We start from the raw sequence: 20,343 nt of genomic DNA on the forward strand, positions 1-20,343 counted from the left end.
CGCTCATGAGGAAGGCCCGCTGTTTCACGTGAAACAGCGGGCCTTCCTCATGGAACGAGCCGTGTGCTTACTCGTCCTCGGATTCCTCGCCCTGCAACTGCTGCTCCAGGACCCGTCCCTCGCCCGGGGCCAGCTGACCGAGGATGCGCTCCAGATCGTCCATGGAGGCGAACTCCACCACGATCTTGCCCTTCTTCTGCCCGAGGTCCACCTTCACCCGGGTCTCGAAGCGGTCCGACAGCCGGCCGGCCAGGCCGTCCAGTGCAGGGGAGATCAGCTTGCCCGCCCGGGGCTTACGGTGCCGGCCACCGCTCTTGGCGGCTGCCGCCTGCACGCTGACGATCTCCTCGACCGCCCGCACCGACAGGCCCTCGGCAACGATGCGCCGCGCCAGCTTGTCCTGCTCCTCGGAGTCATCCACCGACAGCAGCGCCCGCGCGTGACCGGCCGACAGCACGCCCGCCGCCACCCGCCGCTGCACCCGCGGCGAAAGCCGCAGCAGTCGCAGCGTGTTGGAGACCTGCGGGCGCGACCGCCCGATCCGGTCCGCCAACTCGTCGTGGGTGCACTTGAAGTCCCGCAGCAGCTGGTCGTACGCCGCCGCCTCCTCCAGTGGGTTCAGCTGCGCCCGGTGCAGGTTCTCCAGGAGGGCGTCCAACAGCAGCTTGTCGTCCTCGGTCGCCCGGACGATCGCCGGGATCGCCTCCAGGCCCGCGTCCCGGCACGCCCGCCACCGGCGCTCGCCCATGATCAGCTCATAGCGCTCCGCGCCGAGCTGCCGGACCACCACCGGCTGCAGCAGACCCACCTCCTTGATGGAGGTGACCAGTTCCGCGAGGGCGTCCTCGTCGAAGACCTCACGCGGCTGCCGCGGGTTGGGAGTGATGGCGTCCAGGGGCAGCTCCGCGAAGTGCGCGCCCGCCACCGTCCCGGCTTCCTGAACACGCGGCAGGTCCGGCTCCGGAGCGGGCCCGGGGACCTCGCCGTACACCTCGGGCTCCGGCGGCGAGACCACCTTGGCCGCGGCGGTCCCCCGCTCGGGGGTCAGCACCGGCACCGCGCTGGGCGAGGTGGTGCCACCCTGCTCCACTGTTGGCGTGGTGGTCTCCGCGCCGGTGGGCGCCGCCGGAATCAGCGCACCCAGCCCGCGCCCCAGACCCCTGCGTCGTTCGCTCACTGATGATTCCCCTCATGCTGCCGTGGAATGGGACCCCGCAGGGCAATCTCCCGGGCCGCCTCCAGATAGGACAGCGAGCCACTGGAACCCGGGTCGTACGTGAGGACCGTCTGCCCATAGCTGGGCGCCTCCGAGATCCGCACCGACCGCGGGATGTTGGTGCGCAGCACCTCCTTTCCGAAGTGACCGCGCACCTCCTCCGCCACCTGAGACGCCAGCCGGGTCCGGCCGTCGTACATCGTCAGCAGGATGGTCGAGACATGGAGATCGGGGTTGAGGTGGCCGCGCACCAGCTCCACGTTGCGCAGCAACTGGCCCAGGCCCTCCAGCGCGTAGTACTCGCACTGGATCGGGATGACCACCTCGGCGCCGGCCACCATCGCGTTGACCGTCAGCAGCCCCAGCGAGGGCGGGCAGTCCACGAAGATGTAGTCCAGCGGCTGTTCATAGGCGCTGATGGCGCGCTGGAGGCGGCTCTCTCGGGCCACCACGGACACCAGCTCGATCTCGGCACCGGCCAGGTCGATGGTGGCGGGGGCACAGAACAGCCCCTCGATGTCCCGGACGGGCTGCACCACTTCGGCCAGCGGACGGCTGTCGATCAGCACGTCATAGATGGAGGGGACCTCGGCGTGGTGGTCGATGCCCAGCGCCGTACTGGCGTTGCCCTGGGGGTCGAGGTCGATGACCAGCACCCGGGCCCCGTGCAGTGCCAGCGAGGCCGCCAGGTTCACCGTGGTGGTGGTCTTGCCGACGCCGCCCTTCTGATTGGCGACGATCATGATGCGGGTACGGTCCGGACGGGGAAGACCGCCGCCGGCCCGGTACATGGCCGCGACCGTCTGCTGCGCCGCCCGCCCCACCGGGGCATCGGCCGCCGCGGGCGCGCTGTGGGCGATGTCAACGGCGCCGCCCGGCGCGTCCACCGGCTCGGACCGGGGTCCGGGGACGGGATCGGCCGTCTGCCCAGCGATATTGGCGTCGGACCGCAATGGTTCACTCTCCTCGACGTGCGAAGGCTCCGTGGAGTCAAAGCCTGCCATGTCTCGGGGGTTGTGAACCAGCGAGGCCCGGTTACGTGTGGACAACTCGGGGGGTGTGGATACGTCGGTCACCCTTTTGGAGGCCGACGACGACTTACGGTCGCGCGGCGCGGCGGCCGCGCGACCACGGCTGAGGATTCCGTTCAGCAGTGAGCGGCGTTTCACGTGAAACACGATGCCCACGCCACGCCGCTCACGGCCGGGCGACACTCCGCGCCCGGGATATATTCAGCTCTTTTGCCTGGTTCGGGGATGCCGCACCGGGAACATCCGGCTCAGCGTGCCCGGCGACCGCTGCGGTTCCCCCGGCTCGGCCAGCCGTCCCGGCTCCCGCGCTGCGAGCGCGACGCCTTGGCCCGCTTCGCCGCGAAGCGCACCCCGCCCGGGCTCTCGCCGACCTCGACCCGCACCACCGTGGACAGCGGATCCACCAGACCCTCGCCCACCTGGAGCACCGAGGTCTCCACGACCCCCAGCTTCCCGAGCGCCGCCCGGGCCGCCTTCAGTTCCTGCTCGGCGGTATCGCCCTTGATGGCGAGCATCTCGCCGTACGGACGCAGCAGCGGAACGCCCCAGCCGGCCAGCCGGTCCAGCGGGGCCACCGCCCGCGCCGTGACCACGTGCACCGGGGTGAAGCTGCCCATCACCTCCTCCGCCCGGCCCCTGACCACGGTCACATGGTCCAGGCCCAGAAGCTCCACGACCTCCTGGAGGAAGTTGGTGCGCCGCAGCAGCGGCTCCAGCAGCGTGATCTCCAGGTCCGGCCGCACCAGCGCCAGCGGAATGCCGGGCAGCCCGGCACCCGAACCGACATCGCAGACCGTCACACCCTCGGGCACGACCTCGGAGAGCACCGCACAGTTCAGCAGGTGCCGCTCCCACAGCCGGGGCACCTCGCGGGGGCCGATCAGCCCCCGCCGTACCCCGGTGTCGGCCAGCAGTTCCGCATAGCGCACCGCGTCCGGCAGCCGGTCGCCGAACACCTCCGCGGCCACCGCCGGCGGCGGTGACAGCTCGGCCTCCGGCGACGGCCCGGGTGTCGCGTCCCCGCTCACGGCAGGACGACCACGCGGCGCTGCGGTTCCTCGCCCTCCGACTCACTGCTCAGACCGGCCGCCGCGACCGCGTCGTGCACGACCTTGCGCTCGAAGGGTGTCATCGGGCTGAGCTTCACCGACTCGCCCGACTCCTTCACCTGCTCCACGGCCTCCTGGGCCAGCGCGGTCAGCTTCTCCCGCTTCTGCGCCCGGAACCCGGCGATGTCCAGCATCAGCCGGCTGCGCTCACCGGTCTCCCGCAGGACCGCGAGCCGGGTCAGCTCCTGGAGCGCCTCCAGGACCTCACCATCGCGGCCGACCAGCTTCTGGAGATCACGCGAGGTGCCCTCGGAGATCACCGACACCGCGGCACGGTCCGCCTCGACATCCATGTCGATGTCACCGTCGAGGTCAGCGATGTCCAGCAGCCCCTCGAGGTAGTCGGCCGCGATCTCGCCCTCCTGCTCCAGGCGGGTCAGGGCGTCGGTGCCCTCAGCGGCGGTCGAGGTGGTGTCCGTCACGGGGGACTCCTTCATCACTTCTTGCTGTTGGGGGACTTGGGCTTACCCGGCTGCGCCTTCTTGGGACGCTGCTTGCCCTGCTGCTGCTTCGGCTGAGCCCGCTCCGGCTTCTCCGGCTGCTCGTCGGAGGGCTGGCCGCTCTCCGGCTTGCCCTGCGGGTGCGTGCCACCGGACTGCCGCTGCGACTTGCTCTGCCGCTTGGGCTGGGTACGGGTGCCCCGCGCCGTCTCGGCGGCCTTCTTGGCCTCCGCCACGGCCGGGTCCTCCTTCAGCTTGCCCTTCTTCTTCAGCCGCTCCTGGCGCTGCTGGAAGGCGATGCTGCCCGGGGTGGGGTTGCGCGTGATGACGTACATCTGCTGGCCGAGCGTCCACACGTTGGTGGTCAGCCAGTAGATCAGCACACCCACCGGGAAGTTGATGCCGAAGACGGCGAACATGATCGGGAAGATGTACATCAGCATCTTCTGCTGATTCATGAACGGCGTCTTGACCGTCAGGTCCACGTTCTTCGTCATCAGCTGGCGCTGGGTGAAGAACTGCGAGGCCGACATCAGCACGATCATGATGACCGTGACCACCCGGACGTCCGCCAGGGAGGCGCCCAGCTCGGCGAGCTTGTCCGCGCTGTCCAGGAAGCGGGCCGCGATCGGGGCGCCGAAGATGGTGGCCTCACGCGCGCTGGTGACCTGCTCCTGGGTGAGCACGCCGACCTGGTCGTTGTTCGCGATGTGGTTGAGGACCTGGAAGAGCGCGATGAAGAACGGCGACTGCGCCAGGATCGGCAGACAGCTGGAGAGCGGATTCGTACCGGTTTCCCGGTACAGCTTCATCATCTCCTCGGACTGCCGCTGCTTGTCGTTCTTGTAGCGCTCCTGGATCTTCTTCATCTTCGGCTGGAGCGCCTGCATGTTGCGCGTCGACTTGATCTGCTTGAAGAACAGCGGGATCAGGGCGATGCGGATCACGACCACCAGGGACACGATCGACAGGCCCCAGGCCCACCCGCTGTCCTCGTTGAAGACCAGGCTGTACAGATCGTGGAACCGGATGACGATCCACGACACTGCGTAATAAAGGGGACTGAGGATCGAGTTGATCGTGTCCACGAGTCAGACTCCTTGGGCATTGTGAGAGGCGCCCCCGGATGGGATCTGGGGGAGAGTCCGGTGCCGCCAGCGATCACGCAGACGCCGATGCCAGACGGGACGCTTACGCGGCGGCACGTGGTCCACACCACCGGGAGACCAGGGGTTGCACCGCAGGATGCGCCATGCGGTCAACGCGGATCCCTTGATCGCGCCGTGCCGGCCGACCGCTGTGTATCCGTAATGGGAGCACGACGGATAGTAACGACAGACCGGCCCGAGCAGCGGGGAGATGGTCCACTGATACAGCTTGATCAGCAGCAACAGCGGGTACTTCACTGACGTACCCCTCCCAGCAGCCGCTCCAGCGCGGCATCGAGATCCCGGGCCAGCTGATCGTTGTCGGCGGTGCCCGCGCCGGGCAGGGCCCGGACAACGACCAGGCTACCGGGGGGCACCCGGAACAGCCGGGCCCGTATGAGATGCCGCAGGCGCCGCTGTACGCGATTGCGCACCACGGCGTTGCCCACGGCCTTGCTCACGACGAAACCCGCACGCGCCGGAAGAGGACTCTCCCGGCCCGCGTGCGGGTCCGTACCACTGCTCAGATGGACGACGAGACGCCGGTTACCGGCCCTGCGACCACGGCGTACCGCGGTCGCAAAGTCCTCACGCCGCCGCAACCGGTTCTCGGGGGGCAGCACCGCATGGACCCGTCGATCCGGCGGCGGCTCAGGCCGACAGCCGAGCGCGGCCCTTGGTGCGGCGGGCGGTGATGATCGCGCGGCCGGCACGGGTCCGCATGCGCAGCCGGAAGCCGTGGGTCTTGGCCCGACGACGGTTGTTCGGCTGGAAAGTGCGCTTGCTCACTCGGGGGCTCCAGAAGTTTTCGGTGTACCGGCACAGGCTGCCGAGACAGGATGCGGCGGGCCGACAGGCTGCCACCGTGCGCCCACGAGGGACTCGCAACGGAACGATTTCCCGCTCGCACGGGAAGGGCGGACCATCGGAGGCAGGCGGCAGCAGCCGTCGACAATGAGACCTCGCAACGGTACGTGCGACACGGCCGTACGGTCAAACCGGACCGGGGCCGGTTGTACACACCCTGTGGACAATGACTTGATGTCCTTGCGCCCCGCTGACTAACGTGGCTCAACTCGACATCTATGTCCCGGTCGCCTCCGCGTCACACCTCATGACCACAGCCGGCGCCACCCCAGCGAGTGAGAGAGCGTGCCCCGTGGCTGACCTACCTGCAGATCTTGCCGCGGTGTGGCCCAGGGTGCTGAGCGCCATCCTCGCCGAGGGGCAGGGCGTGGAGTCCAAGGACCACCGCTGGCTCCATGACTGCCGCCCGCTCGCCCTGGTCTCCGGCACCGCCCTGCTCGGCGTCTCCAACGAGTACGCCAAGAGCGTGCTGGAGGGCCGGCTGGCGCCGATGATCGGCGAGGCGCTCAGCCGCGAGTGCGGGCAGCCCATCGGGCTGGCGATCACGGTCACCGCACCGCCGCCCGAGCCGCAGACCGCCGCGCCGCAGCACCAGGCACCGCACCTCCCGGAGGAGCCCGCGCAGGGGCCCGCGCCCCGCCACGAGCAGCACCGCCCCGCCGAGCCGGCCCGCGACGGGTACGACGGGGGGTACGGCGGCTACGACGGCGGCCGGTACGACGACGGCGGCGGCAACCGCGGCGGGTACGAGGGCTACGACCAGGAGCTGCCGACCGCCAGGCCCGCCTACCCGGACCACCCCCAGGCACCGCGCCCGGCGAGCGGTGGCCGCGCCCCCGGCAGCTGGCCGGGCCCGGACGGCTATCCGCAGATCCCGGCCCAGCCGGCCCGCTACAACCGGCACGAGCCGCCGGCCTACGACTCCGGCTACCGCGGCTACGACCACACCCCCCAGCAGCAGCTGCCCCCGGACGCCCTGCCCGGCCAGAACAGCGGACCCGGCTCCGGGCAGCACGGCCAGGGGCCAGGACGCGGCCAGGGGCACGGGGCGGAGCACCGCGGGGGCCCGGCCGGGTCCTCGCTGCCCGAGCCGGCCGCCGGCGGCGGCACCAGCGGAGTGGGCCCGGCGGAGCCCACCGCGCGGCTGAACCCCAAGTACCTCTTCGACACCTTCGTCATCGGTGCCTCGAACCGCTTCGCGCACGCGGCGGCCGTCGCCGTCGCCGAGTCCCCGGCCAAGGCGTACAACCCGCTGTTCATCTACGGCGAGTCCGGCCTGGGCAAGACGCATCTGCTGCACGCCATCGGGCACTACGCGCGCAGCCTCTACCCGGGCACGCGGGTGCGCTACGTCAGCTCCGAGGAATTCACCAACGAGTTCATCAACTCCATCCGCGACGGCAAGGCGGACGCGTTCCGCAAGCGCTACCGCGACATGGACATCCTGCTGGTGGACGACATCCAGTTCCTGGCCTCCAAGGAGTCCACGCAGGAGGAGTTCTTCCACACCTTCAACACCCTGCACAACGCGAACAAGCAGATCGTGCTCTCCTCGGACCGGCCGCCCAAGCAGCTGATCACCCTGGAGGACCGGCTGCGCAACCGCTTCGAGTGGGGCCTGATCACCGACGTCCAGCCGCCCGAGCTGGAGACCAGGATCGCGATCCTGCGCAAGAAGGCCGTCCAGGAGCAGCTGAACGCCCCGCCTGCCGTCCTGGAGTTCATCGCGTCCCGGATCTCCCGCAACATCCGGGAGCTGGAGGGCGCGCTGATCCGGGTCACCGCCTTCGCCAGTCTCAACCGGCAGCCGGTGGATCTCGGGCTCACCGAGATCGTCCTCAAGGACCTGATCCCCGGCGGTGAGGAGTCGACGCCGGAGATCACGGCGGACGCGATCACCTCCGCCGTCGCCGAGTACTTCGGGCTGGGCGTGGAGGACCTGGCGGGCTCCTCCCGCAGCCGCACGCTGGTCACGGCCCGGCAGATCGCCATGTACCTGTGCCGGGAGCTCACGGACCTGTCGCTGCCCAAGATCGGCCAGCACTTCGGCGGCCGGGACCACACCACCGTCATGCACGCCGACCGCAAGATCCGGGTGCTGATGGCCGAGCGCCGGCCCATCTACAACCAGGTCACCGAGCTCACCAACCGCATCAAGAACGGCTGAGCCGCCCGCCCCACCGACGGCAGGACCTCACAGCGCCCCCGGGACGTCCCGGGGGCGCTGTTCGATTACGGGGTCCCGCGGGCCGGTTTTCCACAGAACTGGGGGTCCCTGGGTGTCCACACCCTGTGGGAACGGCGCGTCGCCCACATCTGTGTCCACAGGGGGCCGGGTGATCGGTCTTCTTCGCAGGTCAGTCGGCTGTGGAAACGTGGATAACGATCTTCCACAGGCTGTGGACAACGACCGAGGTGGACAGGTGTTCACCCCGGGTTTCCCCAGGCGAACCCGCTTGATCCACAGGAGAGGCCAGGTTACCCACAGGTGATCCACAAGGCTGTCCACTGTTCGGCAACACAACGCGCCGACTCACCGTTGAGGGTGAATCGGGTCACAGCGGAGGGCCGCGCGCCCTGTTGATAAGGGGGCCGGATTCTGTGGACGTGGCTGTGGGTAACTCGGGGGCTTCTGTGGACGCCTGTGGACGACCGGGCCGCCGTCCACAGGGACCCCCTGTTCATCCACCGGTCCATGCACAGGGCATGTGGACAAAAAACCGGGCCTGAGCTGGGAAAAGGGAGTTATCCACGGTTTCCACAGGCCCTACTACTACTACGACACAGTTAGAGCGGGGAAGTCGTTTCGAAGTGGGTGCTGTGGATGAACGGGCCTCCTGCGGTCTACCCGTCCCGGATCGATTTGACGCACTCGAGCCCCTACTGTCAGTGCCGTGCGTCAGACTGGTGGCCGGTAGAGAGCCAGCAAGGCAGCAAGGGCTGGGAGCAGCCAGCGACAGCAGGAGGCGGCTGAAGTGAAGATCCGGGTAGAACGCGATGTGCTCGCGGAGGCGGTGGCATGGGCCGCGCGGAGCCTGCCGGCCCGACCGCCGGTGCCGGTTCTCGCTGGCCTGTTGCTGAAGGCCGAGGACGGCATGCTGAGCCTGTCCGGCTTCGACTACGAGGTCTCGGCGCGGGTCTCGGTGGAGGTGGACGCCGAGGAGGAGGGCACCGTCCTGGTGTCCGGCCGGCTGCTGGCCGACATCTGCCGGGCGCTGCCGAACCGTCCGGTGGAGATCTCCACCGACGGGGTGCGGGTCTCGCTGGTGTGCGGCTCGTCCCGGTTCACGCTGCACACACTGCCGGTGGAGGAGTACCCGGCGCTGCCGCAGATGCCGACCGCGACCGGCACCGTGCCGGGCGAGGTCTTCGCGGCCGCCGTCTCCCAGGTGGCGATCGCGGCGGGCCGTGACGACACCCTGCCGGTGCTGACCGGTGTGCGGATCGAGATCGAGGGCGACACGGTCACCCTGGCCTCCACCGACCGCTACCGGTTCGCGGTGCGCGAGTTCCTGTGGAAGCCGGAGATCGCCGATGTGTCGGCCGTCGCCCTGGTGCCCGCGAAGACGCTGCTGGACACCGCGAAGTCGCTCAGCGGCGGCGAGACGGTCTCCCTGGCGCTGTCGGGCTCGGGGTCCGGCGAGGGCCTGATCGGCTTCGAGGGGGCCGGGCGGCGTACCACCACCCGGCTGCTGGAGGGCGATCTGCCGAAGTACCGCACGCTGTTCCCGACCGAGTTCAACTCGGTGGCGGTGATCGAGACGGCGCCGTTCGTGGAGGCCGTCAAGCGGGTGGCGCTGGTGGCCGAGCGGAACACCCCGGTGCGGCTGAGCTTCGAGCAGGGCGTGCTGACGCTGGAGGCCGGTTCCAGCGACGACGCACAGGCTGTGGAGCGGGTGGACGCGGACCTGGAGGGCGACGACATCTCGATCGCCTTCAACCCGGGCTTCCTGCTGGAGGGTCTGAGCGCGATCGACTCCCCGGTGGCCCAGCTGGCGTTCACGACCTCGACGAAGCCGGCGCTGCTCAGTGGCCGCCCGGCGAAGGACGCGGAGGCGGATCAGGCGTACAAGTACCTGATCATGCCGGTGCGTCTGTCCGGCTGAGGCCGGTCGGGGGCGGGACGGGTCACGGGGTCGCGCCGTACGGTCACCGGCCGTACGGCGTCAGCCGTCTGAGCGGCTGACCCCGCAGGTGAGCGCGGGGGCGCGGGCGTAGGCTCGGCGTGAAGTGTTGAGCACGATGAAGGAGTCCTGATGGAGCTGGGTCTCGTCGGCCTGGGCAAAATGGGCGGGAATATGCGGGAACGCATCCGCCGTGCCGGTCACACCGTCGTCGGGTATGCCCACCAGCGGGATGTCTCGGATGTGCACAGTTTGAAGGAGCTGGTGGATTCGCTGGCCGCGCCGCGCGTGGTGTGGCTGATGGTGCCGGCCGGTGAGGCGACCCAGTCCACCGTGGACGAGCTGGCCGAGCTGCTGGAGCCGGGCGATGTCGTCGTCGACGGCGGCAACTCGCGGTGGACCGATGACGAGAAGCACGCGCGTGAGCTGGCGTCCAAGGGCATCGGTTTCGTGGACTGCGGCGTCTCCGGCGGTGTGTGGGGCCTGGAGAACGGCTACGCGCTGATGTACGGCGGTGACGCCGAGCACGTGGCGCGGGTGCAGCCGATCTTCGACGCGCTCAAGCCCGAGGGCGAGTTCGGCGCGGTGCACGCGGGCAAGGTGGGTGCCGGGCACTTCGCGAAGATGGTCCACAACGGCATCGAGTACGCGATGATGCAGGCCTTCGCCGAGGGCTGGGAGCTGCTGGAGACGGTGGACTCGGTCACCGATGTGCGCGAGGTCTTCCGGTCCTGGCAGGAGGGCACGGTGATCCGTTCCTGGCTGCTGGACCTGTCGGTGCGGGCGCTGGACGACGACGAGCACCTGGAGCAGCTGCGCGGCTACGCGGCCGACTCGGGTGAGGGCCGCTGGACGGTGGAGGCGGCGATCGACAACGCGGTGCCGCTGCCGGCGATCACGGCGTCGCTGTTCGCGCGGTTCGGTTCGCGGCAGGACGACTCGCCGCAGATGAAGATGATCGCGGCGCTGCGTAACCAGTTCGGTGGTCACGCGGTCGAGAGCAAGTAGCGGCGGGCCGGCGGGGCGCATCGTGCATGTGACGCATCTGTCGCTGGCGGACTTCCGGTCCTATGCCCGGGCCGAGGTGGAACTCGGCCCGGGCGTTTCGTCGTTCGTGGGCCCGAACGGGCAGGGGAAGACGAATCTGGTCGAGGCGGTCGGCTATCTGGCGACGCTGGGCAGCCACCGGGTGTCCTCGGACGCCCCGTTGGTGCGTTCCGGGGCGGAGCGCGCCGTGGTGCGGGCCGCGGTGGTCGAGGGAGACCGGCGTCAGCTGGTGGAGCTGGAGCTGAATCCCGGGCGGGCGAACCGGGCGCGGATCAACCGTTCCTCGCCGGTGCGGCCGCGGGAGCTGCTGGGGATCGTGCGCACGGTGCTGTTCGCGCCGGAGGATCTGGCGCTGGTGAAGGGCGATCCGGGGGACCGGCGGCGGTTTCTGGACGAGTTGGTGACGGCGCGGGTGCCGCGGCTGGCGGGGGTGCGGTCGGATTACGAGCGGGTGCTGCGGCAGCGGAACACGCTGCTGAAGTCGGCAGCGATGGCGCGGCGGCACGGTGGCCGCGGGGTGGATCTGTCGACGCTGGATGTGTGGGATCAGCATCTGGCGCGTGCGGGTGCCGAGTTGTGGGGTCAGCGGCTGGGGCTGCTGGCGGCGGTGGGGCCGTTGGCGGACAAGGCGTACGAGGAGCTGGCGCCGGGGGGCGGTCCGGTCGGGCTGGAGTACCGTTCGGCGGCCACCGAGGAGCCGTTGGAGGGGGAGCCGGGCCGCGACGAGCTGTACGGGGTGCTGCTGGCGGCGCTGGGGGAGGCGCGCAAGCGGGAGATCGAGCGCGGGGTGACGCTGGTGGGGCCGCACCGGGACGAGTTGGTGGTGCGGCTGGGGGAGTTGCCGGCGAAGGGGTACGCCAGTCACGGGGAGTCGTGGTCGCTGGCGCTGGCGTTGCGGCTGGCGGCGTACGGGCTGCTGCGGGAGGAGGGCCCGGAGCCGGTGCTGGTACTCGACGACGTCTTCGCGGAGTTGGACGCGCGGCGGCGGGATCGGCTGGCGGGGCTGGTGGCCGGCGGGGAGCAGGTGCTGGTGACGGCGGCGGTGGCCGAGGACGTGCCCGCGTCGTTGGCGGGGGCCAGGTTCGCGGTGGCGGACGGGCGGGTCGAGCGTGCGCGGTGACGGGAGCGGGCCGCAGGGCCCGGGGGCGGGGCAGGGGAAGAAGGACGGTGCGGGGGCGCCGGAGCCCACCGGGGTCGATCTGGCGCGGGTGGCGTTGCGGGCGGCGAAGGCGCGGGCGCGGGAGCGCGGTGATCAGGCCGGTCAGCGCCGGCAGGCGCGGCGTGGTGGGGGTCTGCGGTCGGGGGCGCGTCCGGGTGGGCGTGATCCGTTGCTGCTGGGGGCGGCGGTGGAGCGGTTGCGGACGGAACGGGGCTGGGAGGTTCCGCTGGCGGTGGGCGGGGTGATGGGGCGCTGGCCGGAGCTGGTGGGGCCGGAGATCGCCGCGCACTGTGAGCCGTTGTCGTTCGACGAGGCGGAGCGGGTGCTGGCGGTGCGCTGTGACTCGACGGCGTGGGCCACGCAGTTGCGGTGGATGGCGCCCCAGGTGGTGCGGAAACTGAACGCGGATGTGGGTCAGGGTTCGGTGCGGTTGATCAAGGTGTTGGGGCCCGGTGGTCCGCCGCGTTCCGGTGGTGCGGGTGGCCGGTTGAGGGCGCCGGGAAGCCGTGGCCCCGGCGACACGTATGGGTAGATTTGGGCCCCTTGCGATGTGATGCCGGTCACGTTGCTGTGGGTTGACAGGTGAAGGCGCTGTGCGCCGCCTGGAGCGGATGCGGCCCCGGGGCCGCATATGGGGAGTCGGGGGATGCCAGTTCAGGGCGGCACATGCGGACTCAGGGGCCCGCAAACCGCCATCGAGGTTGGCGCTAGCGGTAGACTGGAACGCATCCGTGCTGTCACGGACCAAGTCGAACGACGCAGCCGTTTCTGTGGGAACGCAAACGGCTCGCGCTGTGCCAGAAAGGGCGCTTCGTGGCCGATTCCGGCGATTCCAACAAGAACATTCCGACCCCCGGCGAAGAGCCGGAGGTCGCGCTCGGTGTGCCGGCTGAGGCTGCGGCGTACGACGCCAGTGCGATCACGGTGCTGGAGGGTCTGGACGCGGTGCGTATGCGGCCGGGCATGTACATCGGGTCGACCGGTGAACGCGGTCTGCACCACCTGGTGTACGAGGTGGTGGACAACGCGGTCGACGAGGCGCTCGCCGGTTACGCGGACACCATCGATGTGACGCTGCTGGCGGACGGCGGGGTCCGGGTGGTGGACAACGGCCGCGGTATCCCGGTGGGCGTGGTGCCCTCGGAGGGCAAGCCGGCGGTCGAGGTCGTGCTGACGGTGCTGCACGCGGGCGGCAAGTTCGGCGGCGGCGGTTACGCGGTCTCCGGCGGTCTGCACGGGGTGGGCGTGTCCGTGGTGAACGCGCTGTCCACCAAGGTGGCGGTGGAGATCCGCACGGACGGCTACCGCTGGACGCAGGAGTACGCGCTGGGCGTGCCCACCGCCGAGCTGGCGCGGCACGAGGAGACGTCCGAGACGGGGACGACGGTCGCGTTCTGGGCCGACGGTGACATCTTCGAGACGACGGTCTACTCCTTCGAGACGCTGTCGCGGCGCTTCCAGGAGATGGCGTTCCTGAACAAGGGGCTGACCATCTCGCTGACGGACGAGCGGGAGGCGGCGAAGCAGACCTCGGGTGCCGACTCGGTGGCGGCGGAGGACGACGACCAGCCGCGTACCGTGACGTACCACTACGAGGGCGGTATCTCCGACTTCGTGCGGCATCTCAACTCCCGCAAGGGCGAGCCGGTGCACCCCTCGGTGATCGACATCGAGGCGGAGGACACCGAGCGCAAGCTCTCGGTCGAGATCGCGATGCAGTGGAACACCCAGTACAGCGAGGGGGTCTACTCCTTCGCCAACACCATCCACACGCACGAGGGCGGCACCCACGAGGAGGGCTTCAGGGCGGCGCTGACCGCGCTGGTCAACCGGTACGCCCGGGACAAGAAGCTGCTGCGCGAGAAGGACGACAACCTCACCGGTGAGGACATCCGCGAGGGTCTGACGGCGATCATCTCCGTCAAGCTGGGCGAGCCGCAGTTCGAGGGCCAGACCAAGACGAAGCTGGGCAACACCGAGGCGAAGACGTTCGTGCAGAAGATCGTGCACGAGCACTTCACCGACTGGCTGGACCGCAACCCGTCCGAGGCCGCCGACATCATCCGCAAGTCCATCCAGGCGGCCACCGCCCGGGTGGCGGCCCGCAAGGCGCGCGACCTCACCCGCCGCAAGGGCCTGCTGGAGACGGCCTCGCTGCCCGGCAAGCTCAGCGACTGCCAGTCCAACGACGCCGCCAAGTGCGAGATCTTCATCGTGGAGGGCGACTCGGCCGGCGGCAGCGCCAAGGCGGGCCGTGACCCGCAGTTCCAGGCGATCCTGCCGATCCGCGGCAAGATCCTCAACGTGGAGAAGGCCAGGATCGACAAGGTCCTGCAGAACACCGAGGTCCAGGCGCTGATCTCGGCGTTCGGCACCGGTATCCACGAGGACTTCGACATCGACAAGCTCCGCTACCACAAGATCATCTTGATGGCGGACGCCGATGTCGACGGCCAGCACATCAACACCCTGCTGCTCACCCTCCTCTTCCGCTTCATGCGCCCCCTGGTCGAGGCCGGGCACGTCTTCCTCTCCCAGCCGCCCCTGTACAAGATCAAGTGGGGCCGCGACGAGTTCGAGTACGCCTACTCCGACCGGGAGCGCGACTCGCTGATCCTGCTGGGCCGCGAGCGCGGCAAGCGCATCCGCGAGGACTCCATCCAGCGCTTCAAGGGCCTGGGCGAGATGAACGCCGAAGAGCTGCGCGTGACCACCATGGACGTGGCGCACCGGGTACTGCGCCAGGTGACGCTGGATGACGCGGCGGCCGCCGACGACCTGTTCTCCATCCTCATGGGCGAGGACGTGGAGGCACGGCGGTCCTTCATCCAGCGCAACGCGAAGGACGTCCGGTTCCTGGACATCTGAGCACCACCCACCTGGCAGCCGTAGCAGCCTGAGCAGCTTGAGAGGAATCGGACTTCAGTCATGGCCGACGACATCACCCCCCCCTCGGACGGCGGGGACTCCCCCGTCGCCGAGAACCCCGCCGCGGTGCTCGAAGAAGAAGTGGTCCAGCGCATCGAGCCGGTGACGCTCGAGACCGAGATGCAGCGTTCGTATCTCGACTACGCGATGAGCGTGATCGTCTCGCGCGCGCTGCCCGACGTGCGCGACGGCCTCAAGCCGGTGCACCGGCGCGTGCTGTACGCCATGTACGACGGCGGGTACCGCCCCGAGCGCGGCTACTACAAGTGCGCCCGCGTCGTCGGTGACGTCATGGGGACGTACCACCCGCACGGCGACAGCTCCATCTACGACGCCCTGGTGCGGCTCGCCCAGACCTGGACCATGCGGATGCCGCTGGTCGACTCCAACGGCAACTTCGGCTCCCCGGGCAACGACCCGGCCGCCGCCATGCGGTACACCGAGTGCCGCCTGGCCCCGCTGGCGATGGAGATGCTCCGGGACATCGACGAGGAGACCGTCGACTTCCAGGACAACTACGACGGCCGCAACCAGGAGCCGACGGTCCTCCCGTCGCGCTTCCCCTCCCTCCTCATCAACGGCTCGGCCGGTATCGCGGTCGGCATGGCCACCAACATCCCGCCGCACAACCTGCGCGAGGTGGCGGCCGGCGCCCAGTGGTACCTGGAGCACCCCGAGGCGAGCCCCGAGGAGCTGCTGGAGGCCCTGATCGAGCGGATCAAGGGCCCCGACTTCCCCACCAGCGCGCTGGTGGTGGGCCGCAAGGGCATCGAGGAGGCGTACCGCACCGGGCGCGGCTCGATCACCATGCGCGCGGTCGTCGCGGTGGAGGAGGTCCAGGGCCGGCAGTGCCTGGTGGTCACCGAGCTGCCGTACCAGGTCAACCCCGACAACCTCGCGCTGAAGATCGCCGATCTGGTGAAGGACGGCCGGGTCGGCGGGATCGCCGACGTACGGGACGAGAGCTCCTCGCGCACCGGCCGGCGGCTGGTGATCGTCCTCAAGCGGGACGCGGTCGCCAAGGTGGTGCTGAACAACCTCTACAAGCACACCGACCTGCAGACCAACTTCGGCGCCAACATGCTGGCGCTGGTGGACGGGGTGCCGCGCACCCTGTCGCTGGACGCGTTCATCCGCAACTGGGTGAACCACCAGATCGACGTGATCGTGCGCCGCACCCGCTACCGGCTGCGCAAGGCCGAGGAGCGCGCGCACATCCTGCGCGGTCTGCTGAAGGCGCTGGACGCCATCGACGAGGTCATCGCGCTGATCCGGCGCTCGGACACCGCCGATGTGGCGCGCGGCGGCCTGATGCGGCTGCTGGAGATCGACGAGATCCAGGCGAACGCGATCCTGGAGATGCAGCTGCGCCGCCTGGCCGCCCTGGAGCGGCAGCGGATCATCGCCGAGCACGACGAGCTCCAGGCGAAGATCGACGAGTACAACGCGATCCTGGCCTCGCCGGAGCGGCAGCGCACCATCATCTCCGAGGAACTGGCGGCGACCGTCGCCAAGTTCGGGGACGACCGGCGTACGGCCCTGGTGCCGTTCGAGGGCGACATGTCCATCGAGGACCTGATCGCCGAAGAGGACATCGTCGTCACCATCACGCGCGGCGGCTACGTCAAGCGCACCAAGACGGTGGACTACCGGGCGCAGAAGCGCGGCGGCAAGGGGGTGCGCGGCACCAAGCTGCGCGAGGACGACATCGTCGACCACTTCTTCGTCTCCACCACGCACCACTGGCTGCTGTTCTTCACCAACAAGGGCCGGGTGTACCGGGCGAAGGCGTACGAGCTGCCGGACGCCGGCCGCGACGCGCGCGGCCAGCACGTGGCGAACCTGCTGGCGTTCCAGCCCGATGAGCGGATCGCCGAGATCCTCGCGGTGCGCGACTACGAGGCGGCGCCGTACCTGGTGCTGGCCACCAAGTCGGGTCTGGTGAAGAAGACGCCGCTCAAGGACTACGACTCGCCGCGCTCGGGCGGGGTCATCGCCATCAACCTGCGGGAGATGGAGGACGGCCGCGACGACGAGCTGATCGGTGCCGAACTGGTCTCGGCGGACGACGATCTGCTGCTGATCAGCAAGAAGGCGCAGTCCATCCGGTTCACCGCCACCGATGACTCGCTGCGGCCGATGGGCCGGGCCACGTCCGGGGTGAAGGGGATGAGTTTCCGCCCCGGTGACGAGCTGCTGTCGATGAACGTGGTGCGGGCGGGCACGTATGTGTTCACCGCCACGGACGGCGGTTACGCCAAGCGGACCCCGGTGGACGAGTACCGGGTGCAGGGCCGTGGCGGCCTGGGGATCAAGGCGGCGAAGATCGTCGAGGACCGCGGTTCGCTGGTCGGCGCGCTGGTGGTGGAGGCCACCGACGAGATCCTGGCCATCACCCTGGGCGGTGGCGTGATCCGTACCCGGGTGAACGAGGTGCGCGAGACCGGCCGTGACACCATGGGCGTCCAGCTCATCAACCTCGGGAAGCGGGATGCCGTCGTCGGCATCGCACGCAACGCCGAGGCGGGCCGGGAGGCCGAGGAAGTCGAGGCCATCGAGGGCGACGGCGGCGCCGAGGGCGACGCCGGCCCGGTCACAAGCGACGAGGAGTAGGCGTGAGGGGTGCCGCGGGCGCCGCACAGGGCGCTACGAGCGGTACGAGCAGTGAGGCCGGGCCACAGTCCGCCGGGCCGTCCCAGGAAGAGACGACTCGTGGGGGTTCCACGATGACCAGCGCCAGACCGGTGGATCCTTATTCACAGGACGGGCAGACCGGCCAGACGTACCATCCGCCGCAGGCCTACCCGGCGCCGCCGGGCGGCGCCCCGTCCGTCGGCCACCAGGCCGGCGGCGGGGGCACCTCCGGCGGAGGCACCCTGGGGGGTGGCACCTCCGGCGGAGGGGTGCGCCGGCCGCGTACGGGGGCCCGTACGGTGCCGCGTACCCGCAAGGCGCGGCTGCGGGTGGCCAAGGCCGATCCGTGGTCGGTGATGAAGGTCAGCTTTCTGCTGTCGATCGCGGTCGGCATCTGCACGATCATCGCCGTGTGGGTGCTGTGGATGGTCATGGACGCGATGGGGGTCTTCTCCTCCATCGGTGATGTGATCATCGAGGCCACGGGCGCGGAGGACGGCTCGGGCTTCGACCTGGAGGCGTTCCTGTCGCTGCCGCGGGTGCTGATGTTCACCACGCTGATCGCGGTGATCGACGTGGTGCTGGCCACCGCGCTGGCCACGCTGGGGGCCTTCATCTACAACCTGTCGGCGGGCTTCGTCGGCGGTGTGGAGGTCACCTTGGCGGAGGACGAGTAACCGCAGATCAGGGTTCCGCCAACCGATTTGGGAAGCGGGGCCGGGATGCGCTAACCTTGCCGTGCGCGAGGGGCTATAGCTCAGATGGTTAGAGCGCATCCCTGATAAGGATGAGGCCACAGGTTCAAGTCCTGTTAGCCCCACCAGCGAAAAGGGCCCCGGTCACATGTGACCGGGGCCCTTTTGACGCCTTTACTTGACGACAGTAGTTGTGTCGGGGCCCATCTCCTCCCCGTTCAGCAGATCCGCGAGCTGGTCAGCCGCCGCTCGCTGGTCCTCCGAAACCACCTGGGTGTACACGTCCATCGTCATCCGGATCTGGCTGTGCCGAAGGATCGCCTGGGCGACCTTCGGGTGCACCTTGAGGAAGGCCAGCAGGGTCCCGCACGTGTGCCGGGCGAGCCGGACCGTGATGCGCCGGATCCCGACCTGCTCGCTTCCCTCGGTCGCCTTGACTGTCGCCCTGCTCAGAAGCTGGTCGGGCGACCGACCGGAGTCTTCTGCCATCACGTGCGGACGCAGCGGGATCTTCACCACCTCAGCCGCCCTGCTGACCAGCGTGTCGAAGGTGCGGGAGAAGCCACGGGGTTCGATAGGTCCACCGTGCCGCTCGGTGAAGATCAGGTCCTCACCAGGCGCCTGGTGCCACCGCTCTCCGGCCCGCTCCATCTCCTGCTGCTGAACGAGCTTGCGTCCCCGCAGGGCGGTGGCACAGAAGAGTGGCAGCGGTAGCGGCGCCTGCGACGAGTCGGTCTTGAGCTTCTTGAGGACGAGCTTCCCCTTCTGTCGTTGCACCTGATAGATGGGGGTGAACTGCTCGTTCTCGAAGTCGATGTCCTGCCAGCGCAGCCCTAGGATCTCGCCCCGGCGCAGCCCGAGAACGAGCAGCAGAACGAAGGCCGCGTACAGCCGGTGGAAGCGGGCGAACTTCAGGAAGCCGATCGCTTCTTTGGCCGTCCATGGTTTGCGTTCCGGCTTGTCTGCTGTGGGCATGTCCACCAGCTCCGCGACGTTCCGCGTCACCAGTTCTTCTTTGCGGGCCCGGTTGATGGCGTTCCGGAGCACGCGGAGTACTTCCTGCCGGGTGGGCGCGGGCACCTCGTTCTTCTTCATGGCGACGAGGGCTTGCCGAACCTGGGCGGGGGTCAGCCGGGTCAGCGACTTCGTGCCCAGGTGGGGGATGAGGTAGAGCCGCACCTTGCCTTCGTACTTGGCGTAGGTGTTGTGCTCGGTGTTCGGCTCAACGATCTCCCTGAGCCAGTAGGTCAGCCACTCGCCGATCTTCCAGGAACGGGACGGGACGGGAACTCCTCCACGCTCCTGGTCTTTCAGGGCGCTCAGCTTCTCGTCCACCTCGTCATAGGTGGCGCCGTAACGATCGACGCGGCGTCGGCTTCCGTCGGTGTCGGTGACGTACGCGCGTCCGTGGTACCGGCCGTCCTTACGCCTGGAGATGGTGCCCGCACCGTTGGGGCGTCGCTTGGCCATTCAGTGTTCCTCTTCGAGCTGGTGGTGCATGAAGTTCCGTACGGCGTCGGCGGGAATCCGGCGGGCCCGGCCGATCCGGAAGCTGTCGAGCTTCCGGGTACGCATGAGGTCGTAGATCTTGTTCCGGCTGACTCGCAGTGCGGCCATTGCTTCGGGGACGGTCAAGGCCTGGATGTCTGCTGTGTGCTGCACCGTGTTTCTCCCGATCTGGTGAGACTGGAAGCAGCCAGGCCGCGCGGGCGGTGCGGCTAAGAAGAAGCCACCTCGCGGCGGAGCGGGTGGCTTCTTCTGGTCACGGATAGCGGACGGTGAATGTCTTAGGTTCCGGAATCTGCGTCCCCCTGCGGTCCTGTGGTCCGGAACGCGTTGTGACCTGCGGAAATCGGGGGGACGCAGGGGGGACGCAGGACCACAGGAGGGGGACGCAGAACGCCTTCTGTGGTCCACAGGGGGACGCACGGGGGGACGCAGAGCG

The 20,343-nt window shown here is 69.3% G+C and carries 18 protein-coding genes and 1 tRNA gene; 9 read left to right on the top strand and 10 right to left on the bottom strand.

What is annotated here, in order from left to right:
• Window positions 1-67 precede the first annotated feature (67 nt).
• From ACTFAP_RS14105 to rpmH, 8 genes are all read right to left on the bottom strand, one after another.
• The gene (locus ACTFAP_RS14105) at window positions 68-1,177 is read right to left on the bottom strand and encodes a ParB/RepB/Spo0J family partition protein (RefSeq protein ID WP_495684811.1); all 1,110 of its coding nucleotides are present in this window, start codon (window positions 1,175-1,177) and stop codon (window positions 68-70) included.
• Window positions 1,174-2,220, bottom strand: a complete 1,047-nt coding sequence (locus tag ACTFAP_RS14110) for a ParA family protein (protein ID WP_390117875.1) — start codon at window positions 2,218-2,220, stop codon at window positions 1,174-1,176. Before ACTFAP_RS14110 ends, ACTFAP_RS14105 begins: the two co-directional genes overlap by 4 nt.
• Window positions 2,221-2,495: 275 nt before the next feature.
• A complete protein-coding gene (gene rsmG / locus ACTFAP_RS14115; protein WP_390115622.1) occupies window positions 2,496-3,275 on the bottom strand; it encodes a 16S rRNA (guanine(527)-N(7))-methyltransferase RsmG in 780 nt (259 codons plus the stop codon).
• On the bottom strand, window positions 3,272-3,793 hold the full coding sequence (locus tag ACTFAP_RS14120; RefSeq protein WP_375879571.1) for a Jag family protein: 522 nt from the start codon (window positions 3,791-3,793) through the stop codon (window positions 3,272-3,274). Before ACTFAP_RS14120 ends, rsmG begins: the two co-directional genes overlap by 4 nt.
• A complete protein-coding gene (gene yidC, locus ACTFAP_RS14125; protein ID WP_390116122.1) occupies window positions 3,793-4,875 on the bottom strand; it encodes a membrane protein insertase YidC in 1,083 nt (360 codons plus the stop codon). Before yidC ends, ACTFAP_RS14120 begins: the two co-directional genes overlap by 1 nt.
• 12 nt (window positions 4,876-4,887) lie before the next feature.
• On the bottom strand, window positions 4,888-5,202 hold the full coding sequence (gene yidD, locus ACTFAP_RS14130) for a membrane protein insertion efficiency factor YidD (RefSeq protein ID WP_390115625.1): 315 nt from the start codon (window positions 5,200-5,202) through the stop codon (window positions 4,888-4,890).
• A complete protein-coding gene (gene rnpA / locus ACTFAP_RS14135) occupies window positions 5,199-5,567 on the bottom strand; it encodes a ribonuclease P protein component (RefSeq protein ID WP_030732583.1) in 369 nt (122 codons plus the stop codon). Before rnpA ends, yidD begins: the two co-directional genes overlap by 4 nt.
• A gap of 28 nt (window positions 5,568-5,595) precedes the next feature.
• Window positions 5,596-5,733 (bottom strand): 50S ribosomal protein L34, encoded by a 138-nt coding sequence (gene rpmH / locus ACTFAP_RS14140; RefSeq protein WP_078635495.1) that lies wholly within the window; start codon window positions 5,731-5,733, stop codon window positions 5,596-5,598.
• Window positions 5,734-6,103: 370 nt separating this feature from the next.
• Between rpmH and dnaA the strand changes: the two genes are divergently transcribed.
• The 9 genes from dnaA (at window position 6,104) to ACTFAP_RS14185 (ending at window position 18,526) form a co-directional block, all read left to right on the top strand.
• Window positions 6,104-7,978, top strand: coding sequence for a chromosomal replication initiator protein DnaA (dnaA, locus tag ACTFAP_RS14145; protein ID WP_500469316.1), 1,875 nt, complete (start codon window positions 6,104-6,106; stop codon window positions 7,976-7,978).
• Window positions 7,979-8,786: 808 nt separating this feature from the next.
• Complete coding sequence (dnaN, locus tag ACTFAP_RS14150; protein ID WP_390115628.1) at window positions 8,787-9,917, top strand: DNA polymerase III subunit beta; 1,131 nt, start codon at window positions 8,787-8,789, stop codon at window positions 9,915-9,917.
• 150 nt (window positions 9,918-10,067) lie between these two features.
• Window positions 10,068-10,943: a phosphogluconate dehydrogenase (NAD(+)-dependent, decarboxylating) gene (gene gnd / locus ACTFAP_RS14155; RefSeq protein WP_030732591.1), complete on the top strand. Its 876-nt coding sequence runs from the start codon at window positions 10,068-10,070 to the stop codon at window positions 10,941-10,943.
• 22 nt (window positions 10,944-10,965) lie between these two features.
• Entirely contained in the window at window positions 10,966-12,102 is a 1,137-nt protein-coding gene (recF, locus tag ACTFAP_RS14160; protein ID WP_495684813.1) for a DNA replication/repair protein RecF, read from the top strand.
• Window positions 12,092-12,673 carry a DciA family protein gene (locus tag ACTFAP_RS14165; protein WP_500469318.1) on the top strand — a complete coding sequence of 194 codons (582 nt, stop codon included), beginning with the start codon at window positions 12,092-12,094 and terminating at the stop codon, window positions 12,671-12,673. Before recF ends, ACTFAP_RS14165 begins: the two co-directional genes overlap by 11 nt.
• A gap of 281 nt (window positions 12,674-12,954) precedes the next feature.
• Window positions 12,955-15,009 carry a DNA topoisomerase (ATP-hydrolyzing) subunit B gene (gene gyrB / locus ACTFAP_RS14170; RefSeq protein ID WP_500469320.1) on the top strand — a complete coding sequence of 685 codons (2,055 nt, stop codon included), beginning with the start codon at window positions 12,955-12,957 and terminating at the stop codon, window positions 15,007-15,009.
• Between the two features lie 60 nt (window positions 15,010-15,069).
• Window positions 15,070-17,682 (top strand): DNA gyrase subunit A, encoded by a 2,613-nt coding sequence (gene gyrA / locus ACTFAP_RS14175; RefSeq protein WP_495684816.1) that lies wholly within the window; start codon window positions 15,070-15,072, stop codon window positions 17,680-17,682.
• Window positions 17,683-17,795: 113 nt separating this feature from the next.
• Complete coding sequence (locus tag ACTFAP_RS14180) at window positions 17,796-18,380, top strand: DUF3566 domain-containing protein (protein WP_390115638.1); 585 nt, start codon at window positions 17,796-17,798, stop codon at window positions 18,378-18,380.
• Between the two features lie 69 nt (window positions 18,381-18,449).
• A tRNA-Ile gene (locus ACTFAP_RS14185) sits at window positions 18,450-18,526 on the top strand.
• A 46-nt stretch (window positions 18,527-18,572) separates the two neighbouring features.
• Here ACTFAP_RS14185 and ACTFAP_RS14190 read toward each other — a convergent pair.
• Window positions 18,573-19,868: a tyrosine-type recombinase/integrase gene (locus tag ACTFAP_RS14190; RefSeq protein ID WP_386537894.1), complete on the bottom strand. Its 1,296-nt coding sequence runs from the start codon at window positions 19,866-19,868 to the stop codon at window positions 18,573-18,575.
• A complete protein-coding gene (locus ACTFAP_RS14195; protein WP_500469323.1) occupies window positions 19,869-20,060 on the bottom strand; it encodes a helix-turn-helix domain-containing protein in 192 nt (63 codons plus the stop codon).
• Window positions 20,061-20,343: the final 283 nt, after the last annotated feature.

It is taken from the genome of Streptomyces sp. PH9007 (assembly GCF_059813725.1).

Coding starts and splice junctions, on each gene's coding strand:
- ACTFAP_RS14110 (WP_390117875.1), bottom strand. CDS start 2,220: ATGGCAGGCTTTGACTCCACGGAGCCTTCGCACGTCGAGGAGAGTGAA.
- ACTFAP_RS14120 (WP_375879571.1), bottom strand. CDS start 3,793: ATGAAGGAGTCCCCCGTGACGGACACCACCTCGACCGCCGCTGAGGGC.
- gnd (WP_030732591.1), top strand. CDS start 10,068: ATGGAGCTGGGTCTCGTCGGCCTGGGCAAAATGGGCGGGAATATGCGG.
- gyrA (WP_495684816.1), top strand. CDS start 15,070: ATGGCCGACGACATCACCCCCCCCTCGGACGGCGGGGACTCCCCCGTC.
- ACTFAP_RS14180 (WP_390115638.1), top strand. CDS start 17,796: ATGACCAGCGCCAGACCGGTGGATCCTTATTCACAGGACGGGCAGACC.
- ACTFAP_RS14190 (WP_386537894.1), bottom strand. CDS start 19,868: ATGGCCAAGCGACGCCCCAACGGTGCGGGCACCATCTCCAGGCGTAAG.